The 21347-nt window shown below is 57.8% G+C and carries 18 protein-coding genes and 1 tRNA gene; 10 read left to right on the top strand and 9 right to left on the bottom strand.

The window, feature by feature from the left end:
- The first annotated feature begins 215 nt into the window (after positions 1-215).
- The 4 genes from GRH90_RS23925 to yejF all read left to right on the top strand — a co-directional run bounded on the left by GRH90_RS23925 (position 216) and on the right by yejF (position 5814).
- A complete protein-coding gene (locus tag GRH90_RS23925; protein ID WP_162368496.1) occupies positions 216-2027 on the top strand; it encodes an extracellular solute-binding protein in 1812 nt (603 codons plus the stop codon).
- 77 nt (positions 2028-2104) lie between these two features.
- On the top strand, positions 2105-3199 hold the full coding sequence (locus GRH90_RS23920; protein ID WP_162368495.1) for a microcin C ABC transporter permease YejB: 1095 nt from the start codon (positions 2105-2107) through the stop codon (positions 3197-3199).
- On the top strand, positions 3196-4221 hold the full coding sequence (locus GRH90_RS23915) for an ABC transporter permease (protein ID WP_162368494.1): 1026 nt from the start codon (positions 3196-3198) through the stop codon (positions 4219-4221). Before GRH90_RS23920 ends, GRH90_RS23915 begins: the two co-directional genes overlap by 4 nt.
- A 3-nt stretch (positions 4222-4224) precedes the next feature.
- Positions 4225-5814, top strand: coding sequence for a microcin C ABC transporter ATP-binding protein YejF (gene yejF / locus GRH90_RS23910; RefSeq protein WP_162368493.1), 1590 nt, complete (start codon positions 4225-4227; stop codon positions 5812-5814).
- 32 nt (positions 5815-5846) lie between these two features.
- Here yejF and GRH90_RS23905 read toward each other — a convergent pair whose 3' ends face one another.
- The 6 genes from GRH90_RS23905 to rsuA all read right to left on the bottom strand — a co-directional run bounded on the left by GRH90_RS23905 (position 5847) and on the right by rsuA (position 12173).
- The gene (locus GRH90_RS23905; protein ID WP_162368492.1) at positions 5847-6188 is read right to left on the bottom strand and encodes a YejG family protein; all 342 of its coding nucleotides are present in this window, start codon (positions 6186-6188) and stop codon (positions 5847-5849) included.
- Between the two features lie 479 nt (positions 6189-6667).
- The gene (gene efeB, locus GRH90_RS23900) at positions 6668-7906 is read right to left on the bottom strand and encodes an iron uptake transporter deferrochelatase/peroxidase subunit (RefSeq protein WP_178113359.1); all 1239 of its coding nucleotides are present in this window, start codon (positions 7904-7906) and stop codon (positions 6668-6670) included.
- A gap of 55 nt (positions 7907-7961) precedes the next feature.
- Positions 7962-9098, bottom strand: coding sequence for an iron uptake system protein EfeO (gene efeO / locus GRH90_RS23895; RefSeq protein ID WP_162368490.1), 1137 nt, complete (start codon positions 9096-9098; stop codon positions 7962-7964).
- 37 nt (positions 9099-9135) lie between these two features.
- Complete coding sequence (efeU, locus tag GRH90_RS23890) at positions 9136-9966, bottom strand: iron uptake transporter permease EfeU (protein ID WP_162368489.1); 831 nt, start codon at positions 9964-9966, stop codon at positions 9136-9138.
- Positions 9967-10191: 225 nt separating this feature from the next.
- Positions 10192-11394, bottom strand: a complete 1203-nt coding sequence (locus GRH90_RS23885) for a Bcr/CflA family multidrug efflux MFS transporter (protein ID WP_162368488.1) — start codon at positions 11392-11394, stop codon at positions 10192-10194.
- A gap of 68 nt (positions 11395-11462) precedes the next feature.
- Positions 11463-12173 (bottom strand): 16S rRNA pseudouridine(516) synthase RsuA, encoded by a 711-nt coding sequence (gene rsuA / locus GRH90_RS23880; RefSeq protein ID WP_162368487.1) that lies wholly within the window; start codon positions 12171-12173, stop codon positions 11463-11465.
- 207 nt (positions 12174-12380) lie between these two features.
- Between rsuA and radD the strand changes: the two genes are divergently transcribed.
- Complete coding sequence (radD, locus tag GRH90_RS23875) at positions 12381-14141, top strand: DNA repair helicase RadD (RefSeq protein ID WP_162368486.1); 1761 nt, start codon at positions 12381-12383, stop codon at positions 14139-14141.
- A gap of 128 nt (positions 14142-14269) precedes the next feature.
- Positions 14270-14554, top strand: a complete 285-nt coding sequence (rplY, locus tag GRH90_RS23870) for a 50S ribosomal protein L25 (protein ID WP_162368485.1) — start codon at positions 14270-14272, stop codon at positions 14552-14554.
- A gap of 116 nt (positions 14555-14670) precedes the next feature.
- Here rplY and yejK read toward each other — a convergent pair whose 3' ends face one another.
- Entirely contained in the window at positions 14671-15678 is a 1008-nt protein-coding gene (gene yejK, locus GRH90_RS23865) for a nucleoid-associated protein YejK (RefSeq protein ID WP_162368484.1), read from the bottom strand.
- Between the two features lie 179 nt (positions 15679-15857).
- Here yejK and GRH90_RS23860 point away from each other — a divergent pair, with 179 nt between their 5' ends.
- The 4 genes from GRH90_RS23860 (at position 15858) to GRH90_RS23845 (ending at position 19490) form a co-directional block, all read left to right on the top strand.
- Entirely contained in the window at positions 15858-16085 is a 228-nt protein-coding gene (locus GRH90_RS23860; RefSeq protein ID WP_162368483.1) for a YejL family protein, read from the top strand.
- A gap of 24 nt (positions 16086-16109) precedes the next feature.
- Positions 16110-17885: an LPS biosynthesis-modulating metalloenzyme YejM gene (gene yejM, locus GRH90_RS23855; RefSeq protein WP_162368482.1), complete on the top strand. Its 1776-nt coding sequence runs from the start codon at positions 16110-16112 to the stop codon at positions 17883-17885.
- Positions 17886-17963: 78 nt separating this feature from the next.
- A tRNA-Pro gene (locus GRH90_RS23850) sits at positions 17964-18040 on the top strand.
- Positions 18041-18257: 217 nt separating this feature from the next.
- Positions 18258-19490, top strand: a complete 1233-nt coding sequence (locus GRH90_RS23845; RefSeq protein ID WP_162368481.1) for an integrase domain-containing protein — start codon at positions 18258-18260, stop codon at positions 19488-19490.
- A gap of 595 nt (positions 19491-20085) precedes the next feature.
- On the opposite strand, the gene GRH90_RS26755 is transcribed toward GRH90_RS23845, so the two are convergent.
- Both GRH90_RS26755 and GRH90_RS26640 read right to left on the bottom strand, forming a co-directional pair.
- A complete protein-coding gene (locus tag GRH90_RS26755) occupies positions 20086-20253 on the bottom strand; it encodes a DUF1367 family protein (protein ID WP_162368480.1) in 168 nt (55 codons plus the stop codon).
- 466 nt (positions 20254-20719) lie between these two features.
- Positions 20720-21214 carry a DNA cytosine methyltransferase gene (locus GRH90_RS26640; RefSeq protein WP_312857218.1) on the bottom strand — a complete coding sequence of 165 codons (495 nt, stop codon included), beginning with the start codon at positions 21212-21214 and terminating at the stop codon, positions 20720-20722.
- Positions 21215-21347: the final 133 nt, after the last annotated feature.

Raw genomic sequence — 21347 nt, 5'->3', positions numbered from 1 at the left:
AGGCTGCCGGACAGGGTAGCGGTAGCCTTGCGCATCGGCGTTCTCGTTAAAAATGACTTAACCGTATAATAATCTGATTGATAATTTTGACATTTATGATAAAAAAACCGTTAATGGCACTATCGCAGGCCCTGGTATTATAGAACCTGTAGCGGACCCCTTTCAGCGACTTACCCTATGGTCGATATATTGCATTATCCCGGGAGCGTAACCTGATGTTTGCACGTGTTTGGATTGCGCTGGTTTTCAGCGTCGTCTCCCTAGGCCCGCGCGCCGAAACCATTAATGAAGGCTACGCTTTTGCGCTATTGGGCGAACCGAAATATCCCAGCGACTTTAGCCATTTTGATTACGTCAATCCCGCCGCGCCCAAGGGCGGCGGCGTCACCCTGGCGGCCATCGGCACCTTTGATAATTTCAACCGCTTTGCGCTGCGCGGCACGGCGGCGATGCGCACCGATCAGCTGTATGACGGTTTATTCATCACCTCGGACGATGAACTGGGCAGCTATTATCCCCTGGTGGCGGAGTCGGCGCGTTACGCCGCTGATTTTTCCTGGATGGAAATTGCCATCAATCCCCAGGCGCATTACCACAATCACCAGCCGATCACGGCCAAGGACGTCGCGTTTACCTTTGGCAAATTCATGACCGAAGGGGTGCCGCAGTTCCGGATTTATTACAAAGGCGTCACGGTAAAAGCCATCGCGCCGTTAACGGTGCGCTACGAGTTTCCCAAACCGGACAAGGATATGGCGCTGGGCCTGCTGACCCTGCCGGTGATGCCGGAAAGCTACTGGCAGCATCATAAGCTCGGCGACCCGCTGGGTTCCCCGCCGCCCGCCAGCGGACCTTACCGGATAACCTCCTGGCGCACCGGCCAGTACGTCACCTATACGCGGGTGAGGGATTACTGGGCGGCCAATCTGCCGGTCAATCGCGGCCGCAATAATTTCGACAGCATCCGGTATGATTATTACCTGGACGACAACGTGGCGCTGGAGGCGTTCAAAGCCGGCGCGTTTGATTTGCGTATCGAAAGCTCGCCCAAGCTATGGGCCACCCAATACCACGGCGGCAATATCAAACGCGGTTATATTATCAAGCAGGAAATCCCCAACGATGCGCCGGTCAATACCCCCTGGCTGGCGTTCAATATCCAGCGGCCGCTGTTTGCCGACCGGCGGGTGCGCGAGGCGCTGACGCTGGCGTTTGATTTTGAATGGATGAACAAGGCGCTGTTTTACCAGGGGTACCAGCGGGTCGACAGCTATTTTATCAATACCGACTACGCGGCGCGGGACTATCCGGGCGTGGACGAACTGGCGGCGCTGGCGCCGCTGAAAGGCCTGGTGCCGCCGGAGGTGTTTACCGAACGCTACCGGCCGCCGGTATCCGACGGCAGCGGCTATGACCGCAAAAACCTGCTTAAGGCGCTCGCGCTGCTAAAGCAGGCCGGATGGGAGTTAAAAGACCAGCAGTTGGTCAACGGTAAAACCGGCAAGCCGTTTACGTTTGAAATGATGCTGATGAGCGGCGGCAACAGCAGCAATTATATCCTGCCGTTCCAGCATAACCTGCAGCGCCTGGGCATCCGCATGACCATTCGCGAAGTGGACAACGCGCAGTTTACCAACCGCCTGCGCAAGCGCGATTTTGATATGATGCCGTCGAGCTATGCCGCTTTCCCCTACCCCAGCGGCGATTTACAAATCCTGTGGGGCAGCGCGTATGTGGAATCCACCTACAACCGTCCCGGCGTCAAGGATCCGGCGGTTGACCGCCTGATAAACGAAATCGTGCGCCACCAGGGGGATGAAAAGGCGCTGCTGCCGCTGGGGCGGGCGCTGGATCGGGTATTGACCTGGAATTATTTTATGATACCCCTGTGGTTTTCCCACCAGACCCGGCTGGCCTATTGGGATAAATTCGCCATGCCGGCGGTTAAGCCCACCTATGCGCTGGGTTTTGACGCCTGGTGGTATGATGTCAACCGGGCGGCCAGGCTGCCCGCTGAACGACGCTGACGACAAATGCCGTGCCGCCGCGACCATGCCATGCGGTCTACGCCTGAATATCGCCAAAGCTCTAAGGGAGGAGCCGCTTGCTATCTTATTTATTACGCCGCTTATTGCTGGTGATCCCTACATTATGGGCGATTATTACCCTGAACTTTTTTATCGTGCAAATCGCCCCCGGCGGTCCGGTGGATCAGGCCATCGCCGCCATTGAAATGGGACGGCAAAGCGGCTTCAGCGCCGGGTACAGCGACCCCGCCGCCCGCGTCCAGACGCTGCACGGCGGCCAGATTGGCGACAGCCAGTACCGGGGCGCCCGCGGGCTGGATCCGGAAGTGATCGAAGAGATCACCCGGCGCTACGGCTTCGATAAGCCGCTGCACGAGCGCTATTTCAGCATGCTGTGGAGTTACGTGCGTTTTGATTTCGGCGACAGCCTGTTTCGCGGCGCCTCGGTGATGCATTTAATCAAGGAAAGCATGCCGGTATCCATTACCCTGGGATTGTGGAGCACGCTGATTATCTACCTGGTGTCGATCCCGCTCGGCATTAAAAAAGCGGTGCGCAGCGGCAGCGCGTTTGACGTCTGGAGCAGCACGCTGATCATCATCGGTTACGCAATCCCGGCCTTTTTGTTCGCCATCCTGCTTATCGTGCTGTTTGCCGGCGGCAGCTATCTCGACTGGTTTCCGCTGCGCGGGCTGGTGTCGAGCCATTTCGACAGCCTGCCCTGGTATAAAAAAATCACCGATTATCTCTGGCATATTACGCTGCCGGTGCTGGCGACGGTGATCGGCGGTTTCGCCACCCTGACCATGCTGACCAAAAACGCCTTCCTGGACGAGATCCGCAAACAATACGTGGTCACCGCGCGCGCCAAAGGCCTGTCGGAAAACCAGATCCTCTACCGGCATGTGTTTCGCAACGCCATGCTGTTGGTGATCGCCGGTTTTCCCGCCACTTTTATCAGCATGTTTTTTACCGGTTCGCTGCTGATAGAAGTGATGTTTTCCCTGAACGGCCTCGGGCTCTTGGGTTATGACGCCACCCTGCAACGGGATTACCCGGTGATGTTCGGCACCCTGTATATTTTTACCCTGATCGGCCTGCTGCTCAATATTCTCAGCGATATGACCTATACGCTGGTCGATCCCCGTATTGATTTCGAGGGCCGCCAATGAGCCGGATGAGTTCGGTCAACCGGGCGCGCTGGGCGCGCTTTCGCCACAACCGACGGGGCTACTGGTCGTTATGGCTGTTCCTGCTGCTGTTTATCGTCAGCCTCGGCTCGGAGCTGGTGGCCAACGACAAACCCCTGCTGGTGCGTTACCAGGGGCGGTTTTATTCGCCGCTGCTGTTCAACTACAGCGAAACCACCTTCGGCGGCGAGCTGGCCACCCCGGCGGACTACCGCGATCCCTTTGTCGCCGGGCGGCTGGCCGAGCACGGCTGGGCGCTATGGGCGCCGATCCGCTATGACTACCGCACCATTAATTTTGCCACCGAGCGCCCCTTCCCCTCGCCGCCCACCACGCAAAACTGGCTGGGCACCGACAGCACCGGCAAGGATGTGCTGGCGAACTTATTATATGGTTTCCGGCTGTCGATGCTGTTCGGCCTGGCGCTGACCCTGCTGTCGAGCGCGATCGGCATTATCGCCGGCGCCAGCCAGGGTTATTACGGCGGCCGGCTGGACCTGTGGGGACAGCGTTTTATCGAGGTCTGGTCGGGCATGCCGACGCTGTTCTTGATTATATTATTATCAAGCGTGGTGCCGCCGGACTTCTGGTGGCTGCTGGGAATCACCGTCCTGTTCGGCTGGATGAGCCTGGTGGGCGTGGTGCGCGCGGAATTCCTGCGCACCCGCAACTTCGATTATATCCGCGCCGCGCAGGCCATGGGGGTCAGCGATCGGATGATTATGCTGCGCCATATGCTGCCCAACGCCATGGTGGCGACGCTGACCTTTTTGCCGTTTATCCTGTGCGGGTCCATTACCACCCTCACCTCGCTGGATTTCCTGGGTTTTGGCCTGCCCATCGGCTCGCCGTCGCTGGGCAACCTGCTGCTGGAAGGCAAGAATAATCTCCAGGCGCCCTGGCTCGGCATCACCGCCTTCATCACGCTGGCCCTGGTGCTGTCATTACTGATTTTTATCGGCGAAGCGGTGCGCGACGCCTTCGATCCCAGCAAGGCCCATTAACCTATGACCACACCGTTGCTAGAGATTAAGGAACTGAGCGTCGCCTTTCGCCAGGGGGATGAAACCCGCCTGGTGGTGGATCGGGTGTCGCTTACGCTTAACGCCGGCGAAACCCTGGCGCTGGTGGGCGAATCCGGCTCGGGCAAAAGCGTTACCGCCCTGTCGGTGCTGCGCCTGCTGCCGTCGCCGCCGGTGCTCTATCCCCAGGGCGATATCCTGTTCGCGGGCAAGAGCCTGCTGCATGCCGACGACGCGGCGCTGCGGCGGGTACGTGGCAATGACATCGCCATGATATTCCAGGAACCGATGTCGTCGCTTAATCCGCTGCACAGCGTGGAAAAACAGCTGCTGGAAGTGCTGGCGCTGCACCGGGACATGCACGGGGCCGAAGCCCATGCCGAAGTGCTCGCCAGCCTCGATCGGGTGGGCATCCGCCAGGCTAAATCCCGGCTGAAGGATTTCCCCCACCAGCTCTCCGGCGGCGAACGACAGCGGGTGATGATCGCCATGGCGCTGTTGACGCGGCCCAAACTGCTGATTGCCGACGAGCCGACCACCGCGCTGGACGTCACGGTCCAGGCGCAAATCCTGCGGCTACTGGCCGATCTGCGCCGGGAAATGGGCATGGCGCTGCTGTTTATTACCCATAACCTGAATATCGTCCGCCAGTTGGCTGATAACGTGGCGGTGATGCAAGAGGGCAAATGCGTGGAAATCAGTCCCTGCCAGACCCTGTTCAGCGCGCCCCGGCACCCTTATACCCGCCGGCTGCTGGCGGCGGAACCGGGCGGGCATCCGCCGCCGGTGCCGGCGGACGCGGCGCCGCTGCTGCGGGTGGACGGCCTGGGGGTGAATTTTTCCGTGCGGAGAGGGCTGTTTCGCCGCCAGGCGGCGCAAAAAAGCGCGGTGCGGGCGGTGACCTTCAGCCTGCGGCGCGGCGAAAGCCTGGGCCTGGTGGGCGAATCCGGTTCCGGCAAAAGCACCACCGCGCTGGCGGTCCTGCGGCTGCTGAAATCCGACGGGGAGATCTGGTTTGACGGCCAGCCGCTGCACACCTTTAACCGGCGGCGGATGCTGCCGCTGCGCCGCCGTATCCAGGTGGTGTTCCAGGATCCGAACTCGGCGCTTAATCCCCGGCTGACGGTGGCGGAAATCGTGGTGGAGGGACTGCGGGTGCATCATCGATATACGTCCGCGGAACAGGAGCAACGGGTGATTACCGCGCTGCAGGAAGTGGGATTGGATCCCGACACCCGCCATCGCTACCCGAACGAATTTTCCGGCGGGCAGCGCCAGCGCATCGCCATCGCCCGGGCGTTGATTTTGCAACCGGACGTGGTAATCCTCGATGAACCGACCTCGTCGCTGGACAGGTCGGTGCAGGCGCAGATCCTGCAATTGCTGAAATCGCTACAGGAAAAATACCATCTGACCTACCTGTTTATCAGCCACGATCTGCAGGTGGTGCGGGCAATGTGTCATCAGGTGATTGTCTTGCGGGAAGGCGAGGTGGTGGAACAGGGTGATTGCCGGCAGGTTTTCGACTCGCCGTCGGCGGACTATACCCGCCAGTTAATGCAAGCGGCCGGTTAGGCGCGGCGCTAAGGGGACCCGGCCAGGGCGCCTTATGAAAAGTAAGGAGCGGCGGCCGGTTCGGCGATGGCCACGCCCATGTTTTTCAGGCGGCACAGGCCGGTGCACTCATCGTCACGGTGCAAAAACAGGCAGGGCTGGCCTTCGCATTCCAGCACGGAGCAGGTGACCTGGATTTCCACCAGGGAGCGGGCCAGTTCACGCATCACTTCCCATGCGGCATCGCCTTCATGGCTTAGCAGCGTTAGGCCTATCAGCTCGTTGTCGTCCCCATCCGCCGTGGAGACAGGCTCGACTTTAATCCCGCTAAACCCATTCAGCCAGCGATAATGGCGGGGCAAACGATGCACCACGGATAACTGTAGATTTGTCACTCAACATCCCCAGACGAAAAAAATTAGCCAGTAACAATTTTATCACAACAATATAATCTTGACGTGACATTTGCAGCCAATTTGTTCACAAAAACAGCACACTTACAATTAAAACGCGATACAGATCTCTTTTTCGGCTTATATGTACCGCTTTAAACGCCGTAATACAACTCTTTTTTATGCATTTGCATAACTTTATACGAGCTTATTGTTTACATTTCACGAACAAGTTGGACATCAGCCTTCAGCCGACAGGCAACAACAGCCGCCGATAAAGACGTCGGGGATAGCGGCGGACTCGCGTCATGGGACACGAACGGGAATCAAACGGGTGGAGGGATAGCGCATGGGGGAGCGCCATAGCGTGCGGACAAGGACCGTGGTGTCAGCGGCAATGTGGGCAAACCTGATGCATTGGCGGCGTAGGCACATAGCGCCGCATGGGTGAGCCCTGCCCGGGTAAATCCTGGCGGACGGCGCTACGCCAGCAGCCCCTGAGCCAGGTAGCCGCCAGGGCCAGCCACGCCCGGCAGGGCAAAAAAATATCCCCCGCCGATCGGCTGGATATATTCCTCCAGCGCCTCACCGTTAAGCCGCTGCTGAACGGTAAGGAAACCCTTGGCCAAATCATGCTGGTAGCAGACGAACAATAGCCCCATATCCAGCTGTCCGGAGCGGGACACGCCCAGGGAATAGCTATAGCCCCGCCGCAGCATCAGGCTGTCCTGGGTGGCGGGCGTACGCGGATTGGCCAGGCGCATGTGGGCATCCAGCGGGATAACCCGGCCGTGGGGATCCTGGCCGTAATCGGGAACGTCGTGTTCCCGCGCCATACCCAACGGCGCGCCGGTACGTTTATCACGACCGAATATGGTCTGCTGTTCGTGCAGCGGCGTGCGATCCCAGGATTCGACGTGGAAACGGATGATACGTACCGCCTGATAGCTGCCGTTTACCGCCCAGGCCGGCTCGTCCGCGCCGGTCCCCACCCAGATCACCCGATCCATCAGCGCCGGGTCGCGGGTATCCGGATTCCCGGTGCCGTCCTTAAAGCCCAACAGGTTAATCGGCGTCTCCTTGCCCTGGCTGCGCGCCGCGCCGGCCGAGATAAATCCTTCCCGTTTCCAGCGCACGCCCAGCAAATCCGGGGTATGTTTAATGATATCCCTCAGCGCGTGGATCAGGGTGTCGCTGCCGTTGGCGCAGATCTGCACCAACAGATCGCCATGGCATAAATCGGCGTCCAGCGCATCGTTGGCAAAACGCGTCATTTTTTGCAGACGCCGGGGTTTTCGCGGCGCCAGGCCAAAACGCTGGTCAAACAGCGAATCGCCCACCGCGACAGTCATGGTGAGATTGTCCGGGGCTATGCGCTCGCCCAGGATGCCGGAATCCATCGGCGGCAATTTTTCATCCACCGCCGGCGCCCGCCCCCCCTCGGTCAAAAAGGCGATGCGATCGGTCAGCAGGCGGAATAACCGCCTGAGTGAATCTTTATCGTCGGCCAGCACGTCAAACGCCACCAGCATCATGGCCGCCTGCTGCGGCGTGGTGATGCCGGCCTGGTGAAGGCCGTAAAACGGCTGGCGCTGCCAGCGCGCATCGGGGGATAAGGTGCCGGGGGAATCACCGGCGGCCGGCGCCGCCGACGCGCCGCGCAGCGCCAGGGCGCCGCCGAGGGCCCCCAGCCCTTTCAACCAACGCCGCCGGGAGGGCATCGCCGCCGCCTCCCGTGGTTTTTTGTCTTTATCAGTACTCATGATGCGATAAATCCTACTCCAGGCCCAACACGCCGCGCAGCAGCGCCAGATCTTCCGCCAGGGTGGTGATCGGGCCTTTCAGCGCGGTACGATCCGCATCGGTCAGCTTATCATAGGATTCAAAGCCGTCTTTGGTGCGGTATTTCGCCAGCACTTTATCCACCTTGGCGAAGTTGCCGTCAATCTTCGCCAGCAGCGACGCATCGGCTTTTAGCAACAGCGGACGCAGCAGGTTGACGATCTTTTGCGCGCCGTCGATATTGGCCTGGAAATCGGATAAATCGGTACGGCTGTAACGGTCTTCCTCACCGCTGATTTTGCTGGAGGCCACTTCCTCGATCAGTCCGGCGGCGCCGCCGACCACTTTACTCGGCGGAAAGGTCAGGTCGCTAATACGTTTTTGCAGATCCTGGGTATCTTGATACAGCCGATCGGCAAACGGCGCGGTGCCGGCGGTGGTTTTATCGCTGAACAGGATTTTTTCCAGCCGGTGGAAGCCGGTAAATTTCGGATCGGCTGATTTCTGCTCGAAGTCGTCCTCGCGGGCATCGATGCTGCCGTCCAGGTCGGAGAACAGTTCGGCGATCGGCTCGATACGTTCATAATAAACGCGGGTCGAAGCGAACAGCTTCTGCGCGGTGGCCAGATCGCCCTTCTTTACCGCATCGGTAAAGGTCTTGGTATGGGTGACCAGTTCGCCGACCTGTTGCAGCACATAGACTTTATAGTCGGCAATCGGACCCACCAGCGCCATGGCATCCGGTTTGGCCGCGCCCGCGCCGCCGTCCGCCGATACCGTCAGCTTGCCTTTCGGGTTGCTCAGCAGGCCGCAGGTCATATCATATTCCCCCGGCTCCAGGGTGGCGGTCATCTTTTGGGTAAAGCCCGGCGCCACGTTTTCACGCTCCTCGACCACCATCACGCCCTTGAGTATTTCCCACTCCAGCCCTTTTTGACTGGCGTTATGGATAATAAACTGCGTTTTGCCCGGTTTTACCGTCAGCGCCATCGGCTCGCACTGTTTATCGTTAACGGTGATCTTGACCTGGGGCACCTCGGCCGCCGTCGCGGGCAAGGCCCACGACAACACCGGCGCCGCCAATAAGGCGGCAGGAAGAATGCGGCGACGGAAGCGTTGCATATTGGACATGTTTTTTACCCTGAATAGTGGAACAATTTAATGGAAATTATCCGGCGACGCGCGTCGTCCGGTTGCCCCGGGCTGGCAGGACAAACACCACCAGGGCCGGCACCAGATATAATAAGTACACTGCGACTTCACTGACGGTAGGCGCTTCCTGATAGCCGAGCAGCCCCTCAAGCAACGTGCCGAACAACGAATGGGTGGACAAGGTCGCGCTAAAATCAAACGCGATATCCTGGAAACCATTCCATAATCCCGCCTCGTGGAAAGCGCGAATCGCCCCGGCCGCCAGCCCCGCGGCCACAAACAGGATAAACAGGCTGGTCCATTTGAAGAACTTCTCCAGGCGCAGGCGGATGCCGCCGTAATACATCAGCATGCCTAAGACAATGGCGCTGGCCAATCCCAGCACCGCGCCGATGGGCGCCGCGATGCCCACGTCCTGCTGAAACGCCGCCAACAGGAAAAATACCGACTCAAGCCCCTCGCGGGCGACGGCGAAAAACACCATGCCCACCAGCGCCCACCCCTGCCCGTTGGCATTGCCCAGCGCCTGATCGACCGCGCTTTCCAACTGGGCTTTGATCGAACGGGACATTTTACGCATCCAGAACACCATCCAGGTCAGGATGATGACCGCCAGCACCGCCACGATGCCCTCGAACAGCTCCTGCTGCTTTTGCGGAAACTCGCCGGTGGTTTCATTAATGGCGATGCCCACCGCCAGGCACAGCAGCGCGGCGCTTATCACGCCCGCCCAGACCGCCTTCAGCCAGCGGCCGCGGCCGGTCTTCTTCAGGTAGCCGGCAATCAGGCTCACAATCAGCGCCGCCTCGAGGCCCTCGCGCAACATAATCAGAAAAGGCACAAACATACCTATTACCTCGGAGCTGTCAGGGGCGGTCAAAGAGTAAAGAAACGTCAATTAAAACGATATTGATTATCATTACGATGAAAAGAAACACAAGCGCAGATTTGCGACCATTTGTAACCAACCGGCTACAAACGGTCACAAAAAAAATAAAAGGTAAAGAGGCTCGCGGGGCAACGGCCCGCCGGCAGCGAACCTCAAAGCAGGCGTGTTAAAGACAGAGGCCGATCAGGCGGTACGCGCCGCCCGGCGCGGACGGCTGGCATACAGATAGCACAGCATCGCGCTGAGGGTGCAAAACGCCATGGACAGTACCATCGGCCAGGCGCTGGTAAAGGTTGCCAGCGACAACAGCCCGCCTATCACCGCGCCGACGCCGAACCGCAGGGTGCCGGCCAGCGACGACGCGGTCCCGGCCATATGCGGAAAATCATCCAGGATCACCGCCATACCGTTGGAGGTCACCATCGCCACGCAGCCGACAAACACCGCCACCCCGATGACCAACGGCCAAAATCCCAGGTTCATCCCGCAGACAATCAGCAGCCAGATGCCCATCAGCAACTGGATAAACAGCCCGAAACGGAACATCTTCTGCGCCCCGAAATACGCCACGCTCCGGCTGTTGATAAGCGTCATGATGAACAGGAACAACACGTTAAGGGCAAAATAGTAGCCGAAATTCTGCGGCGACACGCCGTTGAGATTGATATAGACAAACGGCCCCGCGCTCAGGAACGAAAACATCCCGGCAAAGGAAAAACCGCTGGCGAGCATATAGCTGAACACCCGCTTATGACGGAACAACGAGCCGAAGTTGCCGATGGTGGTGCGCAAGTTAAACGTTTGCCGCCGCTCCCTGGGCAGGGTTTCCCGGATGTAAAGCAGCACCAGCACGGTGGCGACCAGCGCCGTCAGGCTCATGATCCAGAAAATGGCGTGCCAGTTGAACACCACCAGCAGCGCGCCGCCGATGATTGGCGCCAGCAGCGGCGCCACGGTCATCACCAGCACCACAAACGACATCATGCGCGAAAAATCATCCTTGGTGAACATATCGCGCATCAGCGCATTGATCACCACGCTCGCGGCGGCGGCGGACAGGCCGTGCAAAAAACGCATATTAATCAGCTGATCAACCGACTGCGACAAGGCGCAGGCCGCGGCGGCGACGGCAAAAAAGAAGGTGCCGAACAAGATTACCGGCTTACGGCCCAGGCTATCGGCCAGCGGACCGTAAAACAGCTGGCCGACGGAAAACCCCAGCACATAGGCGCTCAGGGTCATCTGCACGCTGCCGGCGCTAACGCCGAACTCCGCGGCAATCAGCGGCATGGCCGGTAAATACATATCGATGGCCAGCGGCATCAGCATCGACAATAACCCAAGTATGATGATTAAACCGATATGGGATTTCCGGTCAGCTTGCACGTTGCACTACTCCTCGTTCATTCCTTCATCGATCCTTTACCGGCCGGGCACACCGCCCGCCGGCCTGGTTATGGGCGCGCGGGCGCGCCGACGCTTGCGATCTCATCGTCGGTCAGCGCGCGATATTCGCCGGGCGCTAAACCGGCGTCCAGCACGATGGCGCCGACGCGTTCACGATGCAGCGCCACCACATGGTTGCCCACGGCGGCAAACATTCTTTTCACCTGATGATAGCGCCCTTCGCTAATGGTCAGACGCACTTCCCGCTCGGCCAGTTGCTCCAGCCGCGCGGGACGGGTCGGCAGCTTTTCGCCGTTGAGCATCACCCCCTCGGTAAACTGACGCGCGATATCGCCGCCCAGCGGATCCTCAAGCGCCACCAGATAGGTTTTTTCGCAATGATGCCTGGGCGAGGTGATCCAATGAGACCACCGGCCGTCATCGGTCATCAGCACCAGGCCGGTGGTGTCTATGTCCAGGCGGCCGGCCGCGTGCAGCTTGTCCGGCACCGGTTCGTCCATAAAGTAGAGCACGGTGGGATGATCGGGATCGTCGGTGGAGCACACATACCCCTGGGGTTTATGCAGCATAAAATAACGCGGGGCGAGTATCTGGCGCAGGACCCGATCGTCAAAGCGGACCTCATGCTCCGCCCGCAGTTGGAACGCGCCCTGTTTAACCATGTCACCGTCGACGGTCACCCGCTTGGCGCGAAGTTCCCGTTGCACCAGCGCCCGGCTGATACCTAACTGTTGAGATAAAAATTTGTCCAGTCGCATTAACGTCGTTTTGCCTGTAATCTTGGAAAGCGCCCGGCGACCCTCCCCCCGCCCGCCGGCATCTGCGCGGCGCGCGGCCTGGCCATCAGCCTCGGGTCCGGGGATAGTGCGGGAAAGGCGGCGGATGCCGCATATGCTTATAATGTGAAGCAACAGTATAACGGGGCTTGCTTACGCAGCATAGCCGACAACGAGATTCATTTGGAAATGTCCTTCACCCTTCGTCCTTATCAGCGCGAGGCGGTCGACGCGGCGGTTGATCATTTTCGCCGCCACGACGCGCCGGCGGTTATCGTGCTGCCCACCGGCGCCGGCAAAAGCCTGGTTATCGCCGAGCTGGCACGCATGGCGCGCGGCCGGGTTTTGGTGCTGGCCCATGTCAAGGAACTGGTGGCGCAAAACCACGAAAAATTCCAGACGCTCGGGCTTATGGCGGATATTTTCGCCGCCGGGCTGCAACAGCGCGCCAGCCAGGGCAAAGTGGTGTTCGGCAGCGTGCAGTCGGTGGCGCGCAACCTGGCGTTGTTCGACGGGGCGTTCTCATTACTGATTATCGATGAGTGCCATCGGCTCGGCGACGGCGACGACAGCCAGTACCAGCAGGTTATCCGCCATTTGCGCCTGGCCCGGCCGGAGCTGCGCATCCTGGGGCTGACCGCTACCCCGTTCCGCCTCGGCAAGGGATGGATTTACCAATACCACCATCACGGCATGGTCCGGGGCGACGAGCGCTGTTTTTTCCGCGACTGCGTCTATGAGCTGCCGCTGCACTATATGATAAAACACGGCTTCCTGGTGCCGCCGGAGCGCCTGGATATGCCGGTACTGCATTACGATTTCAGCCGCCTGTCGCCCAATATCAACGGCTATTACGCCGAGTCTGAACTTAACCTGGAGCTGCGCCGGCAAAACCGCATTACGCCGCTTATCGTCGGCCAGATACGGGAATACGCGGCGGATAAGCGCGGCGTGATGATCTTCGCCGCCACCGTGGAGCACGCCCGCGAGATCCTCGGCCTGCTGCCGCCGGCGCAGGCGGCGTTAATCAGCGCCGAAACGCCGCAGGCGGAGCGCGACCGGCTGATCGCCGCTTTCCGGCAACAGTCGCTACGTTATGTGGTTAACGTCGCGGTGCTGACCACCGGCTTTGACGCCCCGCATGTGGATATGATTGCCATCCTGCGGCCCACCGAATCGGTCGGGCTGTACCAGCAGATTGTCGGGCGCGGCCTGCGGCTGTATCCCGGCAAGACCCAGTGCCTGATCCTGGACTACGCCGGCAACGGCCACGACCTGTTCTCGCCCGAGGTCGGCCAGGCCAAGCCCGCGGGATCCGGCACGCCGGTGCAGGTATTCTGCCCGGCCTGCGGCTTTGCCAACCAGTTCTGGGGCAAAACCACGGCGGAGGGCGAGGTTATCGAACACTACGGCCGCCGCTGCCAGGGCTTCGAAGAACAGGAGGACGGCGAACGCCGCCAGTGCGATTTTCGCTTCCGCTTCAAGATTTGCCCGGACTGCGGCGCCGAAAACGACATCGCCGCCAGGCGCTGCCATGAGTGCGATAAGATCCTGGTGGATCCCGACGATATGCTCAAGGCGGCGCTGCGGCTCAAGGACGCGCTGGTGCTGCGCTGCAGCGGCATGACCCTCGACAGCGGCCGCGACGACAAGGGCGAATGGCTCCGGGTCACCTACCATGACGAGGACGGCGCCGAGGTCGGCGAACGTTTCCGGCTGCATACCCCGCCCCAGCGGCGGGCGTTCGAGCACCGTTTTTTGCGCCAGCACCAACGGGCGCCGGGCGTGCCCTTTCTCTGGCGGACCGCCCTCGACATCCAGCTGGCCGCCGACCGGCTGCGCCAGCCGGATTTTGTCGTCGCCCGCCGCCAGGGCCACTTCTGGCAGGTGCGGGAAAAGATTTTCGACTACCAGGGACGCTTTCGCCTGGCCCACGAATTGCGCGGCTGAAGGGGTTTTGTTTGCCCCGGCAGGCTATTTCCGGTAGAATTCAGCCCGCTTTACTTTAAAGCACGTTTATCCAACCTGCTGCTGGGTCGCCTGTAGCGGGGTTACTTTTTTAAGTATCGAGAAAATACATGTTAATTATTAATGCAGAAGTGCGTAAAGATCAGGGTAAGGGTGCGAGCCGCCGCCTGCGTCTGGCGAATAAGTTTCCTGCTATCGTTTACGGTGGCGCCGAAGCGCCGGTCTCCATCGAGATGGACCACGAAATCGTGCTGAATACCCAGACTAAACCGGGTTTCTACAGCGACACATTATCGCTGGTTATCGACGGCGCCGAAACCAAGGTTAAGGTTCAGGCGGTACAACGCCATCCGTTCAAACCAAAACTGACTCATATCGACTTTGTCCGCGTTTAATCGCGTTTAAACCGATACGATGGGAGACGCCGCTTACGCGGCGTTTTTTTTTGCGCCCCGAAGCTCGCCATCCCCGCCTTGACACCGGCGTGTTCAAGGGAGGGCGTGCCGATAAGCTAGCTGCCGCCATTTTGCCGGCGCGCGAGCTGATCGCGCAGGTTCGGCGGCGTGCCTTTAATGGTCAGGGTATCGGTGGCCGGGTCCCAGAAAATACGCTCGCCCAGCAGCTGCGCGTCAAAATTCAGCGTGACGCCGCCGCCGCTGCCGGCATACTTGGTCAACTGCCGCAGGGTGCCGCGATCGGCCGGAAAGCGCTCTTCCAGCTCATAGCCCGCTTCGCTGGAAAACGCCTGGAAGGTCTTCTCGCCCACCGGCGGCAGGGTGCCAGACAGTTCGGCCACCTGGATCTCCTCACCCGCCGTCAGCTGATCCTTGCAATAGCTGTAAACCTGCTGACGAACATTTTGCCGCTCATTCTTATCGAGCTGGGCGTCGGCGCAGTAATCATCCACCGCCTGCAACAGCCCGCGATTTTGCGCCTTGGCATCCAGCCCTTCGCTGGCGGCGAGGAAATCCATAAAGAAATCAGACACCTTACGCCCCACCCGGCCCTTCAGGAACGTCAGGTAGCGGGTGGACTGCGGATTGGTATCCCATTCGGTCAGGTCGATACGCGCGACGATATCCGCATGGTTGATATCCAGATAGTGGGTGCTGCTGATATCAAGCTGCTCGTTAACCCGCATGCTGCTCAGGCTGTTAAGCACCGCAATCAGCAGATATTCCACCGCCAGATACCGGTACTGGCAAAACAGCACGACGCCGCCTTCGGCAAAGGGATATTTGGCCAGTTCGTCGCGCAGCCTGCCGGTGGCGGCGCGGGTAAAGGCGAGGAAGTCGTCGTCGCCCTTGCGGCAATTGCGCAGCGCGTGAGCCAGCTCGCTGCCTTCGTTAAACAGACCATAGGCTTTATTTTTCGCGCTATAGACCCGGTGCAGTTCCGCCATCATCTCTTCCACCGCCGCGCTGGGCGCCAGCAGTGAATCCCGCAATACCAGCTCCAGCGTTTGCTCGTCACGTTTGATAAGCTGATGCAACGCTATCTGGTCAATATCCAGACTCATGATTTATTCTCCTTCAGGCCAGGTGCGTATTCAAACACCGAATTGCCCGCAGCTCAACCGGTGTTGCCACGGGGCAGCACATTGCGGGGGGCGGCCAGGGTGAAAAACGATAAAAAAGCGGAAAAAGCGAAGTTGATACGGTAAGATAGCGGACTTTATCAGATCACTAAGAATATATTATGCCGCAAGCATCCCGTTATAGCGACGAACAGGTTGAAACATTGCTGAGCGAACTTTCGGCGGTGCTGGAAAAGCATCGTACGCCAACCGATTTGTCGTTGATGGTATTGGGTAATATGATTACCCATGTGATCAATACCAGCGTGGCGCCGGAACAGCGCAAAACCCTGGCAAACTCGTTCGGCGAGGCATTACTTTCCTCCGTCCGGACTCACGACACTCATTAATTGATTATCTGCCAAGACTGATTTATGGTGATAAATAGTCAGCGCTACCGTGACAAAGTTTCCCAAATGATCAGTTGGGGTCACTGGTTCGCCCTTTTCAACATCCTGCTTAGCCTCGGGCTTGGCAGCCGCTATCTATTTGTCGCCGATTGGCCGGGCTCGCTGCCGGGCCGCATTTACGCGTTTGCCAGCTGGCTCGGCCACTTCAGTTTTATCGGCTTCACGCTCTATCTGCTGATTATCTTCCCGCTGACCTTTGTGGTGATGTCGCAGCGCCTGCTGCGCTTTCTGTCGGCCATTGTCGCCACCGCCGGGCTCACGCTGCTGTTGGTGGATACCGAGGTATTTACCCGCTTCCACCTGCATCTTAACCCGGTGGTCTGGGAGCTGGTGGTCAACCCCGACGAGGGTGAACTGGCCCGCGACTGGCAGCTGATGTTTATCGGCATCCCGATCATTTTCCTTGTCGAGATGCTGTTCGCCACCTGGTCATGGCAAAAGCTGCGCAGCCTTAACCGGCGTAAAATCGGCAAACCCGTGGCCGTTTTACTTATCTGCGCCTTTTTTGCCTCGCATGTGATTTATATCTGGGCGGACGCCAATTTTTACCGGCCGATTACCATGCAGCGCTCCAACCTGCCGCTATCCTACCCCATGACCGCGCGCCGCTTCCTGGAACGGCATGGCCTGCTGGATGCGCAGGAATATGAACGCCGCCTGGTGCGGCAGGGCAACCCCGAAGCAGTGGCGGTGGAATATCCGTTAAGCGCGGTGCAGTTCCAGAATAAAGGCAGCGGTTATAACCTGCTGATTATCGCCACGGGCGCGCTGCGCAACGATACCGTCGATCAGCGTATGCCGGCGTTAAAGCAGTTCGCCGCGGACAACGTGCGGTTCACTAACCATTTCAGCACCGGCAATCACGCGGATACCGGGCTGTTCGGTCTGTTTTACGGCATTTCGTCTTCTTATATGGACGGCATCATGGCGGCGCGCAAGACCTCGGTGTTATTCGACGCGCTCGGCAAGCAGGGCTATCAGCTGGGCCTGTTCTCCTCCAACGGCTTTAGCAGCCCGCTGGACAGGCAGGCGCTGCTGACCGATTTCAGCCTGCCGGAACCCGTCAACCAGACCGACGGCCAGACCGCCCAGCAATGGCAACAGTGGCGCGCGGCGTTCAGCGGCGGCGCGCCCTGGTTCTCTTACGTGGAATTCAGCGGCACCGACGTCGCCGCCGGCCTGAACAACACCCCTGCCCTGGCGCCGCATTACCAGCAGGGCGCGCAGCGCCTGGACGGCTATATCGACCAGATGATCGCCACGCTGCGCGCCAAGGGCGACCTGGAGCATACGGTGGTGGTGATCACCGCCGCCAACGGCCTGGAGCTGAACGACAGGAAAAACGGCCATCGGGAAGCCGGCACGCGTCTTAACCGCTACCAGCTGCAGGTGCCGCTTATCGTCCACTGGCCGGGCACGCCGGCGCAGGTGGTGGATAAGCTGACTTACCATAATGACGTCACCGCCACCCTGATGCAGCGCCTGCTGCATGTCGCCACCGATGCCAGCGATTATACCCAGGGCGAGGATCTGTTCGCGCCAAGACGGGGTAACGATTGGGTGGTCAGCGGCGATAGCGGCACGCTGGTCATCAATACCCCGACGCAGACCATCGTGCTGCAAAGCAACGGCGACTACCGTACCTATGACCTGAACGGCGATATTATTCGCCATGCAAAACCGCAGCTGGCGCTGCTTTTACAGGTGCTGACGGATGAGAAACGCTTTATTGCCAATTAACTGCTTAAATCTAAGGCAGTCAATTCAACGTGCTATTGCAATCAACGCAATAAAAGGTAGTATAGGCGCCCATACAGTCGGCATGTAGCGCAGCATGGTAGCGCACCGTCATGGGGTGTCGGGGGTCGGAGGTTCGAATCCTCTCATGCCGACCAATACATCCCAAGGTTTTGTCCATAGATGTCCAGACAAGGCCAGTAAGAAATTAAAAAACAGCAAGTTATCATGACTTGCTGTTTTTTATTGTCCAATGCATTCCTCCTTGATACAGTAAAATCCACAGTTTTTAGGCATATCTTTGGGCATAGGCATGGCCGGATGGATGATTCGCTATGCCTAACCCGCAAGTCATTTTGCGTGGGGGAATGGCATATGGCTCGTCAAACCAAACCGCTGAACAATACCGAGGTCAAAAACGTCAGGGCACCCGCCCGCCCGCAGGTTCTCTATGATGGCGATGGCTTGGAGCTTCAGGTGACGCCAACCGGATCTAAACTCTGGCGTTTGCGTTATTACCGGCCCCATACCCGCAAACGGGCGATGATGAGCCTGGGCGCATATCCCGCTGTCTCCCTGGCTGATGCCCGCCAGCTGCGCGAACAAGCGCGTACCCTCCTTAGCAAATATATCGACCCGCAGGAACATCAACGTAGCGAACAGCTACGGCAGAAACAGGCCCGTGAAAGTACCTTCGAGATAGTCACCGCTGATTGGTACAAAACCAAGCAATCCGCCGGGTTGGCAGAACATACCCTGAATGATATCTGGCGCTCCCTGAGCAAATATGTGTTCCCACATATTGGTTCCCTGGGCATCGCCAGTATCACCGCCCAGCAGTTTATTGGCGCACTGGAGCCTACGCGTGCCGCCGGCAAGCTGGAAACAGTAAAACGGCTTACGCAGCGCATCAATGAAGTGATGGACTATGCGCTAAATGCCGGACTGGTCACCACCAATCCGGCGGCCCGCATTGGCCGGGTGTTTGAAAAGCCCAAAGTCCGGCACCGCCCTGCCCTGCGTCCTGAACAAATGCCGGACCTGATGCGTGCCTTGTCTGTGGCCAGTATCCACCGTCAAACCCGCTGCGTGATTGAATGGCAGTTGCTGACCATGACCCGACCGGCGGAAGCGTCCAGCGCAAGTTGGGCCGATATTGATTTCACCGCCAGGGAATGGCATATCCCGGCGGGACGGATGAAGATGAAGCGCGAGCATGTTATCCCGCTTTCGCCGCAGGCGCTCCGCTTGCTTGAGGTAATGCGGCCTATCAGCCAGCACCGGGAATATGTCTTCCCCAGTAACCGGCATCCCCTAGAGCCGATGAGCAGCCAGACAGCCAACATGGCGCTCAAGCGGATGGGGTTCAAGGATGTGCTGGTTGCCCATGGTATGCGGGCTATGGCGTCAACCGCGCTCAATGAGCAGGGGTTTCCCCCGGACGTTATCGAAGCCGCGCTGGCACATATCGATACGAATGAGGTGCGCCGGGCTTATAACCGGGCGCAGTATTTACAGCAGCGCCGGGAAATGATGGACTGGTGGGGAAATTATGTCGAGCAGGCCGCCACCGGCAATCTCAGCATCGCGGTGGCGCTGGGTGCGTGATAATAGGGAGGGACAGGCCTCTTGCTCTTGACCTGCTCCCCATTTTTCTCCCCACTTTTATGGCGTCCAGATTATCCCCCACCTGTTTTCCGGTGATACAGGCTCAACCCAGGCAGAATGTGGCTTTCGGGCTAGTACCCCACTTTTTGTCTATATATAGCCGGAAAGTGGGGGGAAATCGTGATTGATAAGCGGCTCTCCCCACAGGGTTCCACTTGGGTGCCACTTACTCCACCGCTTTATCCGAAACTGACTGGGGTACCTGTTCATTGGTTTCGCCTGCGTAGATCTTACAGCCGAGTACAAGCACCTCTTTAATGGTTTCATACAAAAGACAGCTATCATAAGAGCGGGCCGGCTGCTAGTCTGAATGACTTCAGAGAGATACATAGCCCGGACAATATTGGATAAGCGGGAAGGTCCAAACATGAGATTAGAAGCGTGTTGACCAGCGCCCTAACCGGTTCTACACTAATGAATCTCAAATGGTGTAGTCCCGATGCCAAGGTTTCGGCAAACAATACAGCCCTAGGCCGCTAGCCAGGCAATATATATCAGATCTGATTTGTTCATAATCCTTAATTAGCATAGCTCATCAGCTATGAGACGGAGTCCTAGACGGCTTGCTGATTGTTAAAGTTTTAGAAATGATGAAAGTCCCCAGCATATTATTGGTGGTTTTGTATAAGGCTTTAAAATCCGTTTCATTCATTTTGGCAAATGAGACCGATCTCGGGGATTTCATCACGGAGACGTCAGGCATTATATAAGCATCTTAATAGCCAGCCTCATCGGTGACACAGTGGCGAAACGCTTCGAAGGATTCCACGCCGGAGATATTGGCAGATCACTTGCTGTTTACCGTTACTAGGTACTCATCAGCCGCCGCCAATATCGCCGACACTCTTCCAGCGTAGCTGGGAAAGAAATTGGATATAGCAATGCGCCAGCCATCGATCTACTGACGAAATGGCGCTACCACTTTAAGGTTTAACAGTAATCTAAGCTAAAATATTGTAGAGAAATATATTTTCGGTAAAAATAAGGGTACGTGTTTTTTGAATTCTCCGGTCAGTATTTCACCAAGTTTAATATGTAAATCGGTGTATTCAACAATATCAGGCGTGACCAGATTAATTGTATTGACAGCGGATTTAATAAAAAAACTAACCAGTTTCACTTATGAAATTAGCATAAAAGCGAAGTTCAAAAACCTAAAAAATTCTAAGTCAAACCTCAATTTTACTCTGTTTTTTTAGAGCATCTATACATGCTAAAGCCATTTTTTTTGCAAATAAGCAAGGTAAAGCATTACCTATTATACGGCACACACTATCAACAGAGGAAGCTTTGAATTTATAAGAAGCAGGGAACGTTTGTAGTAAAGCTGCCTCTCGTATAGAAATGGTTCTTAATTTATCAGGGTGCCCAAAACGACCTTTACTAAGAGTTGTGCATCCACCTGTTATTGTCGGAGATGGCTTATCCCAAGACATCCTGCCATAAACATTACTGAAACCTTCATTTTTACCTTTATGACAATCAGGTCTTAATCTATCAGGTAAATCAAATCGTGAACCACCTGCTTTAATAAACTTTAACCTATCAATTGTTATTTGGTTTAATGCCCTGGTAACATGCCAATTGTAATGTTGCGGACCGCCCAATTTATAGGTCTCGGGCAACGGCAACGGTTCGGTTGGTAATGAAAGAACATCGCGCACGGTGGCCCATCGGTCAGTGTCAAGGTTGTTGTCATCCCCTGCTGATTTAGGCTGCCTGTTTTTCCCGCTCAGGATTAAGTGTCACGGTACTTATTGGTTGCCAGTTTCTTGTTCCACCGCTCCAACGTTCTGG

Source organism: Acerihabitans arboris (genome assembly GCF_010131535.1).
In the GTDB taxonomy this organism is placed as follows: domain Bacteria; phylum Pseudomonadota; class Gammaproteobacteria; order Enterobacterales; family Enterobacteriaceae; genus Acerihabitans; species Acerihabitans arboris.
This window is presented reverse-complemented; position numbering and strand designations above follow the sequence as displayed.